Origin of the sequence: Winogradskyella luteola, from assembly GCF_019203985.1 — a bacterium.
In the GTDB taxonomy this organism is placed as follows: domain Bacteria; phylum Bacteroidota; class Bacteroidia; order Flavobacteriales; family Flavobacteriaceae; genus Winogradskyella; species Winogradskyella luteola.
In genome coordinates, this window is the sequence record NZ_JAGSPD010000007.1 from 163,676 (window position 1) to 175,999 (window position 12,324).

Sequence of the window (12,324 nt, forward strand, 5' to 3'; positions counted from 1 at the left end):
GCTATAAAGATACTGATATTAATTTTTGAAAATCGATCTAACTTCTTTATAAACTCTATCAAAATTAGCTTGTAAGTCAGCCTCAGAATAGTCCTGTTGTTTCGTTGGTAATCGCTTTTCAATTTTAGGAAGTTTAAATTGTACTTTCCTGTCCTTTCCATCAGCGAACGTAATAAACTCGCCTTCTTTCAGCCTAAAAAATACATCGGCTCTAATTTTAGCGACTTCACGTTCTCCTGTTGTAATTCGTGTATCAAAATTAAGATTGTGTCCTCGATTTACGCTTGTCGTTTCTTTCTTTACGATTTCAAAAAAACGTTCATAATATTTCGCGGTGTCTGGATCGTTTACCTTTCCGAAGAATTGATACGATAAATTACTTAGAATCGCTTTACTCGCTTTATCTCCATACATCATATCATTCTGTATTTTGTCTTGCATCACGTAAATGGTAGCAATATCATAGCTTCGTAATGTCGCTGGAATTCTGTGCATATTTAATAATCTGATTGTTGGTGCTTCTTCCATCAAGAGAAACGAAGCGTTTGAATTTCGTACACTCATTTGCTTAGTAATGGTATGAATGATAGTAGCTATAATCGGCGAATAGGCAGTCTCATATTTTGGATTATTGACTACTGAAATCGCTAAAGGTTTGTCCTGGCTATTTATATCGAGCGGAACATCATCTGCGGATAAAGCCATAAAAATACGTTGCGTACTTATTTTTTTGAGCGCGTTGGCCAAAGTGCTTTTTACACCAGCCGTTTGTCTGTCAGAATCCTTACCACTAATAAACGCATCTGCCATCGCTCTCGATGTTGTATTCTTACTTAAAAATGCAATTAGACTTGAAGTGTTGAGATATTGGTAAACAGCTATTAAGTGAGGTAATGTACAATATTGTGGATGCGAGGTTCTTAACTTCCAAATCAATCCACCAATTAAGCCTTCAGCTGCATCATTAAAAAATTTTGTTGTTCCTATACTTCCGGACTCTCTTTGTTCTAATAAGTTTTCTATAAGTACTCTTGCAACCTCATTTACGCTTTCTTCATTGGTCATATATCTTGGTGCTATTGGATTTACTCTATCATGAATATTATCAAATGAAATCACTTTGAAATCAATCTCGTTTTTTTCAAATAAAGGAAATGCCATTTCTGTGATTTCAAAATTCTTGTAATCGTGAATCACACCGGAAAATTTATGTTTGCTGAAATGTTGAAGAAAATTAAAAACGACACTTTCAGTTTTTCCACTTCCTGCAGAACCAATGATTGAAGCACCTCGTTTGATGTTATTTATTTTGAAATTTCCACGCTTTGCTTTAAAATGAACTTGGTGCTTATCATTTGGTTCCAAAATTTCATTTTCCTTATGAAGAAATACATATAGAATCGTATTGATAAGCACTAGTGGACAACCAACATAAAGCAAATGTGCAGACCAATGCATTAAATACGGACTCAATTTAAAAAGCAATCCTAAACAAATAACAATCAAAATCAGGTTTACAAAAAAGGCGTATCTCGTCATTTTGAAAAGACTTGAAAACACCAAGCTCATTCCAAACAGTAACCCAATCATAAATGTAACTCCTTGTATTTCCATGTTATATACCTATTGAACCCGATTTAATTGCCACGTCCACACCTCGTTTTAAATACTTTATGGTTTTAAGTGCCAATTGTACTTGACTGGTTGGAATACTCGCAATGGGAACTCCAGATTTTGCGAGCATTTTAAAAGCAACTGCTTTTTCATTTGCTGGTAGTCCTAACAATGTTGTGAAGTACAGGTTTGGGTTTCTAATAAAATCTTTCTTTGATTTATATGATTCTGCATAGTTACGTTTGTAACCAAATGTTTTGTCAAAGGTGCTTTCGGCTTTTGTAAAAAATGCATCTCTATCAAAACCACGTTTTACAATTTTACCATGCATCTCAACTTCCGAACCTTTGTATTTAGATCCTGGTGATAGACTCACAGAATTTGAGGCATCTTTTCGACTCACGATAATATGAATATGACTTTGATTACCTGCTTTTTTCATGCCTTGAACAATTCGTTTTCCATTTTGTTGATGTGGTGCTTCGGCTTCGAGTTTGCTAATTTGGGATTTCATTTTCTTTATATTCCCATCTAATTGACCTTGTTCAATTTTCCGAATGTCAGTTTTTAGCTGAAGTATTTTAGTGGCAAAAGGTTGGTTTTCTTTAACCTGTTTATCTGTGCCTTTGAATGTTCTTTGATGCTCAATTTTTGCAAAATATTTTATGTCGTCAACAGTTATTGGTTTACCATTAATTTCTCGATTAAAAGACGTTGCATAATCGTTCATTATGGCTCTTGTATATCTTTTTAAATCTTCAGAATTATTCTGTAATTTTCTCAATTCATATTTACTTGGACTAACTGTAATGGAATAAAATTTTGGTTCTTTCTTTTTGAGTTTTGCAGTATTGCCATCGATTTCTTTTACCACATCTTTGGCTTCAATTTCATCGCCATATTGATTGAAAAAATGTTCCACGTCTTCTTGCTCCAAACCTTGATTTTCTTTCTCCAGATACTCAGCAAAATCCGCAGAACTTTGTGAATAATCTCCTCCTAATTTTTGAGCTGTGATTGTGATATACATAATATTATAATTGATTACTTGAATCATTTTTTTCTACAATTAACACTTCCTTCTCTTCGACCTCTTTTTCTAAAATCAACTTTTCTTGCTTTGGTTCAAACTCCATAAATAAAGATTGCAACATTGCAGTTGTGGGTTTATCATGGTTCTTTTCTATGTCCTTTATAATGGCAATTACAGCATTGATTCGCTTCTTAATTTTACTCTCCAATGTTTGCATATTTGGTCCTAAAGTTTCATTTGGTGAAATGCCATTGTCCTCAAAAAAGTCCAGCATCAGAAGCAAAGTCATCGATTGTGATTTAGATAATTTTTTACAAAACACTCGAAAACGCTCTGCTACTGAAGTTTTGATCCCGAGCTTCTCAAATCGCTCTTTTTCATATCCTTTATCCATTTTTTCTGAAAAAATTTGTTGTTTTGATTGGGCTGCGAGGATTTTTTCTGAAAAAACCATGTTACATATTCAAATATCAAAACAATCAATCGCCGAAAGGTGTTGATTTTACTAGGGTTTTGAAAAAAACTGAAAATCGAAACATCGCGCTAGCGTGTTACCCTCTTGCTATTCCTTTTCGTCCAGCTCGCTGGACAAAAAAATACCATTACATCCAAAAATGTAATGGCTTTTTCTGTAATACAAATTGAAATTAGATTTTTTAAGAGTGTTATTATTGAAGTTTAAAAGTATCTTTAACAAACCGCTCTTTTTGTTGCAGAATATAAAAAAAGACCTCTGAAATTTTCAAAGGTCTTACAATTTTTAAGAGCGTTTATATATTAAACACGTATGTGTAACTATATAAATTTCTTATTGCTTCTTCGTCTAGCATCTTGTCCAAATTTTGATTATTAGCAGATGCATATTCGATAATGTCCTTTCCATATTTATGCTTAACATCTTCTTTAGAATTGTTAAGCAAACGCTCTTGCGCTTCTTCACTCAAATCGGTAAAATTTATATAAATCATAGCTTTTCGTTTTATAAAATTCCGTTATCTGAAAAACTATAATAATCTCCATCAGGTGCAAAAATCAAATGGTCGAGAAGCTTAATATCAAATAATTTTGCAGCATTCTTAATCTTCTTAGTAAGGCTTTTATCAGCTTCACTAGGCATCAATTTTCCACTTGGATGATTGTGCGTTAAAATGATTGCTACCGATAGCGATTTTAAAATGACCGCAAATAAAATTCTTAAATCTACCAACGTTCCGACAATTCCACCCTGTGAAATTTGATATACGCCTTTTACCTTATTGCTATTATTTAGAAGTACAATTTTAAATACTTCGTGTAGTGCAATAGTATCTTTATCCCAATCCTCAAACAACAATTCGGCTGCATCTTGAGAACTGTTTATTTTTTGCCACATAGATGATTTTAAACCGCCTTTGTAGCTAATTTTTATTTCATTAACTTTGTTCTTCATTGTTTCTATTATTAGTTATAGTGAGAATGAAAAAGAGGGCGCATCTTTCCACAGGAACGCCCTCTTTTAATTTCAATTATTCAGTAGCGTTATCCTCGCCTTTAATTCCCAAAAGCAGAATTTCATCAATTACCACTTCGGTAACATATCTTTTTTCTCCATCTTTGGTTTCATAAGAGCGTGAGGTCAATTTTCCCTCTAATGCTACTTCTTTTCCTTTGCCTACATATTTCTCAACGATTTCGGCAATCTTTCCCCATGCTACAATATTGTGCCATTGGGTGTTTGTCACTTTTTCTCCCTTAGAATCTTTATAAGATTCATTGGTTGCGATTGAAAATTTTGCAACTTTCTTTCCGCTTTCAAGGTTTGTGATTTCTGGCTCGTTTCCGACGTTGCCAATTAACTGTACTTTGTTTCTTAGAGTACTCATAATTAAAAAATTTAAAGATTAATATTGACCTATCTGAACTATTCAGAAAGGCTTTGTTATTGATTTACTTATTATATCCAGAGCGTTTTCCTTTTTTTGTTTTTTTAACTTTTGTTCCGCTTCCTTTTTATTGATTTTGTAAGATTTCATAAGATTCATTTTAGATTTACTTCCCATAGAGCCGACGCTGTTACCTTCTTTTTGTTGCTTAGTGCTTTCGATATTCAGCTTTGTTTAGACATATAAAAAGTGCGAGGCACGAGCCTGGTTATGCTGTCGTTCAAAGCTGAATGTTGTTATTTTGCTGTCAAAAAAAGGTATGATGGTGTTGGATTACGGAAGTGATTCTAAAGTCTTTGTGAAATACAAAATCATAGGAAGTGGAACAAAATGCAGATACATTTTCCTTGTCTGGCGGACTTGATTCGCACTTTTTACTAGGGAATGAAGTGTTCCTTTCCAGAGCAACGGAAAGGGTTAACGGAATGAAAAGTAAAAAGTGTGGATTAGGTTCAAGACTTTGATAATGAAGCTCTTTTTCTGGAATGAAGTTTTTACGGAATGGAAGGAAATGTGCTGAATGGAATATAAAAACTGATTTTTACTGGTTATTTCAAACAACTAGTTCATATAATTAGTTGCATGGGTTAGCAGCTGGTTTTATTATTTCCACTTTATTAGTCTATTCCAAGTCTTTTATGCATTTCTTGCCATTCTTTACCAAATTCAATTTTTTCCATTGCAGCTTTTCTTTTTTCTTCAGGCAAACATTGTATACAAGTTGGATATTGGATGCCTTTATAGTGTTTTTTACATTTGGGGCATAATTCCATTTTGTGTAAGTCAAAGCTAGATGCACATTTTTTGCAAGCCGTTATTGTATCTTCAAAGGACAGATACTTAATGTTGTCATTTAAATAAAGTAAAAATGCCTTTTTTTCAATCGTTACAGCATCTTTATTTTTTGCTAATTCTCTCTGCAACCAATACCGAATATTTGATAGGTTGTGGTTGTTTCTCCATTTATCTTTTGAAATAAAACACCTATCTCGAACTTCGTATGCATCCTCATCTTGATAAAAAATAGAAATGAGTTCTATTTCTGTCCTATAAATCGCTTCTTCAAATTCTTGTTTACAATCCGCACAACGATACTTTGGGATTTTCCTTACTCTTTCTCTAGGATTTTTACACATACAATTCGGACACAAAGGAATTGGTACATATTCATATTTTTTTAGAACATGAGCAGTAAATTCAGATTTGTCAATGTCTGGATTAGTGTCTATATAATCTTTCGCATATGTTCTTGTTATTTCTCTTTTAAATTCTGAATATTTTTTTGGGTGTGAAAAATGCTGTATGGTTAATGTTTCTTCACTACTACATATTTCACATTTTTCTTTTATGAATTTTGACCTTCTATCTTTCCAGTCTTTTGTGTGCCAAGACCGTTGTCCTTCCTTGAAGCCACTCCAACACTTTTCTTTTGCAAGTTCAAGACCAATCTCGTTATTTGCAAGTTTATCCCTTAATTCTATAAGTTCATGATATATCAACATTTTGAACTGTTATATGAATTATAAATATAATGTTATAACATAAAAAGAGCAGAGATAAAATGACTTTTATTGAAAATATTTATTACTAAAACAACTTTTCTTGAATATCTAAAATACCATCGTCTTTTGACACTTTATTCTTTTTCAAAATTCCCTTAAGCGCTTTTCTTCGCTTATCATAAATCCATAATCTCAGATTTTTTAAGAGTCGTTTTTCATAATCTGATAGTTCTTTTGGTGCTATTTCAATCATAGCTTCCAATTGGTCTTTACTTTTGGTCTGCATTGCATATTGAAGTCCCAGCCATGTGTAAATGTTTACCCATTCTGTTTGCATTGGTGCTTCATAAGTTCTTGGCATCATATAGGCTAAAGTCTCTGTTAATGATGCCATTTTATCTCCTGTCATTGAGCAAATTATTCTTGATAATTTTATTCTACCAAGAATGTCTTTTGGAATGGTATCTTGCCATGCGGATTTAAAAACAATGATTGGACTCGCAAGGCAATCCATAAAATCGAAGACAAAATCACTCTTATCCTTTTTAGTTGGTTTCACTACTTTTTCCTTTGCTGATATCGGCTTACATTCAAAACCGAAATCGAACTGAACTACTTTTAAATTTTCCATGATGTGAGACTTTAAATTAAACACTATCTAATAATACTTGATAATTCACAGGATGCTTATCTCTGTAGTAAGCTAAATGACTTTCTCCACTATCGACATCGTAATTTTCACTACTTAATCGGTAATGTTCTTCTACTTCTTGTAATGACATGTTGAATTTTTCAGTTACTTGTTTCATGATTCTAGGTTTTTTTGATTAAACAATATTTGAGCAGTCCCTAAACGGAAGTTAAAATCACAGCTCAAAAGGAAACGGAATAAATAAGCGTTGGACGATGCGTAGGCTTTATGCCGTAGTCTTTTGATGGGTGTATTTTACGAGTTTACCTTTGCGCTGATATTGATTGAATAGGTTCTACTTACCTTTTTTTAAAGGACTATATAAAAAAATAAGAGCCAGCACGAATGCTGACCCTTACTTCCAACAACAAAAGCTAATCGTTTAATTCCTGAATTTTCTTTTCAAGATTTCCTATCCGCTCTTTCAAACGTGTTTCACGCTTATTTCTCTCTTCAGCATATTCCTTTTCAATATTGGCAATTTTGGTTTTATAATACCCTTGCATCGCATTGTAGAATGAAATGTTTGTCAAGTTATTAACGTGATTACTTTCGCCAAAATGTACTTGCTTGGTAAGGATATACCGAATCAACTTATAAAAGGTTTCCTTTTTGAAATTCTTTTTGAAGTTCTCGACAGTTTCCACATCAGTCTTTTTAGATGTGTTACCCAATAATTTTGAAAAGTGTTTTTGCCGACCTACATAATCCACATTGTTTTCATATAGGGTTAATGAGAAAGCTACCATTTCATCTACCGAAAGTGATTTCTTCTTTTCGATATAATCGGTTTGACGAATCATCTGAACCATATCCTCAAATTGCTTATTGTGCTCGATATGCCTCTTTCGTGTTTCTCTTTCATTGATTTTAACAATTTGCTCTTCAGGCGAACACTCTGCCATTTTTCTATTGGCCAACGGTTCCGAGTATGTAGAATTTTCGATTTTTGAAACTTCTACTAGCTTCACAAAAATTACTTTATGTACATACGTTTTTGGATGAAACATAATACCGTTTACAAATCCATTTTCTTTTGCGGAATTATACACTTCCAATTCTCCCTTGTAATTCTGATTTGCTTCTTCAAGTTCGGCTTTTAGCTCATCTTCAGAATAGTCGTAATGTTGATATTCCGTCTTAATTGCTTCAATTGTAGGTTTAATTGGCTTTTCGATTATTTCAATATCATCCAGAAGGTAGACTTTCAATCCCTTTTTTTCCAGTTGCGATATAACGAGCTGGTTATTCTCGTCATCTGCCCAGTATTTGCGAATTTCAGGAATCAACAACACATTCTCGTTCTTCGATTTTTCAATCAAGTTCAAAAACGACTTGCTTTTCTTCGTTTCATAACAGGCTGATTTTGTACACACCATTTTACCATCGCCAAACAGATTACCTTGATTTGCTGCGTTGAACGGACATGTTGTACATGCTCCTACTTTAGTAATCAACTTTTCATCGACTACATCGAAAGGTGCATTCTCTAAATCGTAGGTCTGGTTTTTAATCATCTGATTAATTTGATGGGCATTAAAATCCTGGTCCATTGTTTCCAACATCATTTGCTGTTCCTCTGGCTCGAAAAGTGCAACACCTACACCTAACGAAATCGTCATTTCGCCATTTCGAACAAACACTTTAAAACCTTCAATTAGACCTGCTAATTTTAAACGTTGTCTTACAAAGTTTTCTGTTCTACCCAAGCGTTTTGAAATCTCCGTTAGCGAATATTTTTCGCTTAGGAACGTAACCGCCTCAGCTTCTTCGGTAGGTTCAACATCCTGTCTTTGCAGGTTTTCGATAATTTGAATTTCCAGAACATCATTATTATCGAATGCTCTAACGATGCTCGGAATGGTTTTCTTTTTCGCCAATTTGCTTGCGCGATATCGACGTTCGCCCATGACGATGATGTAATCTTTTCCAGATTTTCGGACCGTAATAGGTTGTAGGACACCGTGTTCTTCGATGCTTTCAGCCAGTTGTTTTAGAGCTTCCTCGTTAAAGGTTTTTCTTGGTTGCATTGGGTCAGGAATAATCCTTCCGATAGGTAGTTCTTGAACTTGAAGTCCAATGGCGCCTTGTGTCAATTTCTTCTTGACTTCATTTTTCATGGTGGCTGTTGTCTTTCCGTTTTTGCTTGTAGTACTTGCTTTTGTTGTCATAATACTTAAATTTTAGATTAAACAATATTTTTGCAGAACCCAAACAGAAGACAAAATTTCTGCTCAAAAGGAAACGGAATAAATGAGTTGTGGGCGAAGCGTTGGCTTTATGCCGTAGTCTTTTGATGATAATATTTTGCGAGTTTATCTTTGTACCAATATTGATATAGATATCTCTCCCCTTTTTTAACAGAAATAAAGTATGAATCTAAAAAATGCTCTAGTTTTAAGGTACTAGAGCAACCTTTAATTATTGGATATTAAACCATTTCATATATTTCATTGAATAGTTTTTTATCCCACTTTTCTTGTTGTGAAAATGTCTTCTTCAATGTATTGTGTAACATGGAATTGAAGGCATTGTAGCCTAACCATAAATTCGGTTCCTCGTTTAGCAGTAGTGCTTCGTAGTTCAAGGTTTCAATAACTTCACGGGATTTCTTTGAAGGCTCTTCGTTTTTATCACTACATTCATATTTGAACAGCTTAGTTTTATCCAAAATTGCTTTTACAAATTCTTTTGTGTCGATGATTTTAAAGTCTTTCATCTTTTCAAATTTCTTGACGATGGTATAAAACTCATTGTTCAGGAACTTATCGAATAAGCCATTCATTCTTGGCATAATCAATTCTGTATTATTTTTGCTATGCTTTATGGAAAACTCAATTTCTGCTTGCGAAACGTGCAGTCCATTTGAGCATACTTTTCTGTAAAAACCAAAATGTCCGGAAGTCTTCTCACTACCATCATAAGAATTTTTAAATCGTAGCATGGGTAGTATTAAATCTTCCTTGTTTTTCAATTTAAACTGATTGCTATCTTCAATGATAAAATCTATTATGAAAGACCTATCATTTCTATTAACGCTTCGTTTGTGATAGTTTAGTCCAGCATCCAAAAGCATCTGTTCCGCTTTTTTGAAGAATAATTGATTGGGAATATGGCCATAACTGTTTGATACCACATTAACGATTTTACCATTTGAGATAATGGCATTTTCAAGTCCTCTACGAGATTCCATCTGCGTGAGGCTTTTTAAGGATTTCATTTCTGAAGAAACAAAAATCTCATCTTGTTGTAAATTACTTAAATACATAATATTTGATTTTAGATTAAACAATATTTAAGCTAGAACCAAACGGAAGCTGAAATCACAGCTCAAAAGGAAACGGAATAAATAAGCGTTGGATATTGCAATGGCTTTATGCCGTAGTCTTTTGATGGGTGTATTTTACGAGTTTAACTTGCTTCACATATTGTATGAATAACTCTTTTTTTTAATAACGCTCTTGTTACTAAATATAGATTAATAAAATAAAAATCAGGTATAATTTAAAAACTAAAAACCCTCACAATTGTGAGGGTTTTTAGTTTACAAAAATACGCTTCAATAAGCTTTAATCAACCCATTTCATGCGCTGTAATCTAACAGCATTCAATATTGCTAACAATGCAACACCAACATCTGCAAAAACCGCTTCCCACATAGTTGCTAAACCACCTGCACCTAATATTAGAACAATTACTTTTACACCGAATGCTAATATGATATTTTGCCATACAATTTTGCGAGTGGAACGACTAATTTTAATAGCCCTAACTACTTTTGAAGGTTGGTCTGTTTGAATAATAACATCTGCGGTTTCTATTGCGACATCACTTCCCAATCCACCCATTGCAATTCCTACATCACTTGCTGCTAAAACTGGTGCATCATTAATGCCATCGCCTATAAAAGCAATCTTATTATTAGGGTTTTGTTTTAAAATTTCAACTTCATTTAGCTTATCTTCTGGTAACAAACCGCCTTTAGCGATTTCGATATTTAACTCGGAAGCTACTTTTTGAGTAATGGAATCCTTATCGCCAGAGAGCATCATTATATTTTTGACACCTACTTTATGTAATGCTGTAATCGTTTCTTTTGCATCCTCTTTTAATTCATCTGCAATAACCACATAGCCTGCAAATGTATTGTCTATAGATACCAAAACAATCGATTCTACAATAGTTTCTGTTTCTTCTAAAACATTAATATTATTGGCTGTCATTAGGGCTTTGTTACCAACTAAAACAGTCTTACCGTTTACGATACCTTTTAGGCCTTTACCTGCTATTTCAGATACTTCTGAAGCTTCATAATCTGTACCTTCATCTTTATATTCTAAAATGGCTTTTGCGATTGGATGTGTGGATTGTTCTTCCATCGCCATCAGGTATTTCATAAACTCTTTCTCATCCCAATTGATAGCTTCAATCTTTTTAATTTTAAAGACGCCTTTCGTAACCGTCCCTGTCTTATCCATTACCAATGTATTTATCTTGGTCATGGCATCTAAAAATGAAGCGCCTTTAAACAAAATTCCGTTTTTTGAAGCTGCTCCCAATCCCCCGAAATAACCCAACGGAATGGATATAACCAAAGCACAAGGACAAGAAATTACCAAGAAAATTAAGGCTCTGTATAACCAATCTCTAAACACATAATCATCTACAAAAAAGTATGGTAAAAATGTAACTGCAATAGCTAGAAACACAACTATTGGCGTATAAATTCGAGCAAATTGTCTAATGAATAATTCTGTTTTCGATTTACGAGCTGTTGCATTCTGCACCATATCGAGGATACGTGCAATGGAACTATCCTTAAATTCTTTGGTGGTTTCTATTTCAATAACTCCATCCATATTAATACTTCCTGCAAATACTTTTTCGCCTTTTGCAATCGTATCAGGTTTGCTTTCGCCTGTCAATGCCGCTGTATTAAATGAGCCTTTTTCGGAAAGCAGAATACCATCTAAAGGGATTTTTTCTCCAACACGGACTTGAACTTTTTCTCCAATTTCAACCGTTTCTGGGCTTACAGAAATGTAATCATTATTGCGATATACCAAAGCTTCATTAGGACGAACATCGAGCAAAGCTTTAATATTACCCTTTGCTTTATTTACTGCTGCACTCTGAAATAATTCTCCAACCGCATAGAATAACATTACTGCTACTCCTTCAGGGTATTCGCCAATCACGAATGCACCTATGGTTGCTATAGACATTAAGAAAAACTCTGTAAAAACATCTCCTTTTTTAATGCTTTTCCACCCTTCCTTTATAACAGGAAAACCTACGGGAATATATGCCATAACATACCAAAGTATGCGAATCCATCCTTTAAAATATGGGAACATATCGAAATAGTCGATTGCAATACCAATCATTAACATTACAAAACTGAAAATTGCCGGCAAATAAATATTAAACTTCCCTATGTTCTCTGAACTACTATGATTGTGACCATCGTTTTGATTGTGATCTATTTCAGAATTTGGTTTTATATCTCGTAAATTGACTTTCTTTTTTTTCATTTGGTTTCCTTACTTATTGAAATTATTT

Annotated in this window: 12 protein-coding genes; all 12 read right to left on the reverse strand. The window is 33.7% G+C overall.

Going from position 1 to position 12,324, the window contains the following annotated elements; all coding sequences use genetic code 11:
- Positions 1–18 precede the first annotated feature (18 nt).
- Positions 19–1,614, reverse strand: coding sequence for a type IV secretory system conjugative DNA transfer family protein (locus tag KCG49_RS10310; RefSeq protein WP_218546334.1), 1,596 nt, complete (start codon positions 1,612–1,614; stop codon positions 19–21).
- Between the two features lies 1 nt (position 1,615).
- Complete coding sequence (gene mobB / locus KCG49_RS10315; RefSeq protein ID WP_218546411.1) at positions 1,616–2,644, reverse strand: MobB family relaxase; 1,029 nt, start codon at positions 2,642–2,644, stop codon at positions 1,616–1,618.
- Positions 2,645–2,648: 4 nt separating this feature from the next.
- The gene (locus tag KCG49_RS10320; RefSeq protein ID WP_369680358.1) at positions 2,649–3,101 is read right to left on the reverse strand and encodes a BfmA/BtgA family mobilization protein; all 453 of its coding nucleotides are present in this window, start codon (positions 3,099–3,101) and stop codon (positions 2,649–2,651) included.
- Positions 3,102–3,417: 316 nt separating this feature from the next.
- Positions 3,418–3,615: a hypothetical protein gene (locus KCG49_RS10325; protein WP_069831866.1), complete on the reverse strand. Its 198-nt coding sequence runs from the start codon at positions 3,613–3,615 to the stop codon at positions 3,418–3,420.
- Positions 3,616–3,626: 11 nt separating this feature from the next.
- Entirely contained in the window at positions 3,627–4,076 is a 450-nt protein-coding gene (locus KCG49_RS10330; protein WP_203255961.1) for a JAB domain-containing protein, read from the reverse strand.
- A gap of 76 nt (positions 4,077–4,152) precedes the next feature.
- Positions 4,153–4,509 (reverse strand): single-stranded DNA-binding protein, encoded by a 357-nt coding sequence (locus KCG49_RS10335; RefSeq protein ID WP_218546336.1) that lies wholly within the window; start codon positions 4,507–4,509, stop codon positions 4,153–4,155.
- A 677-nt stretch (positions 4,510–5,186) separates the two neighbouring features.
- Positions 5,187–6,071, reverse strand: a complete 885-nt coding sequence (locus KCG49_RS10340) for a hypothetical protein (protein WP_218546338.1) — start codon at positions 6,069–6,071, stop codon at positions 5,187–5,189.
- A gap of 85 nt (positions 6,072–6,156) precedes the next feature.
- Positions 6,157–6,702, reverse strand: a complete 546-nt coding sequence (locus KCG49_RS10345; protein WP_218546339.1) for a hypothetical protein — start codon at positions 6,700–6,702, stop codon at positions 6,157–6,159.
- Positions 6,703–6,718: 16 nt separating this feature from the next.
- Positions 6,719–6,880, reverse strand: a complete 162-nt coding sequence (locus KCG49_RS10350; RefSeq protein WP_218546341.1) for a hypothetical protein — start codon at positions 6,878–6,880, stop codon at positions 6,719–6,721.
- Between the two features lie 256 nt (positions 6,881–7,136).
- Positions 7,137–8,933, reverse strand: coding sequence for a ParB/RepB/Spo0J family partition protein (locus tag KCG49_RS10355; protein ID WP_218546342.1), 1,797 nt, complete (start codon positions 8,931–8,933; stop codon positions 7,137–7,139).
- 260 nt (positions 8,934–9,193) lie between these two features.
- Complete coding sequence (locus tag KCG49_RS10360) at positions 9,194–10,030, reverse strand: DUF932 domain-containing protein (protein ID WP_069831876.1); 837 nt, start codon at positions 10,028–10,030, stop codon at positions 9,194–9,196.
- Positions 10,031–10,331: 301 nt separating this feature from the next.
- Positions 10,332–12,296, reverse strand: coding sequence for a heavy metal translocating P-type ATPase (locus tag KCG49_RS10365; protein WP_069831877.1), 1,965 nt, complete (start codon positions 12,294–12,296; stop codon positions 10,332–10,334).
- Positions 12,297–12,324 lie beyond the last annotated feature (28 nt).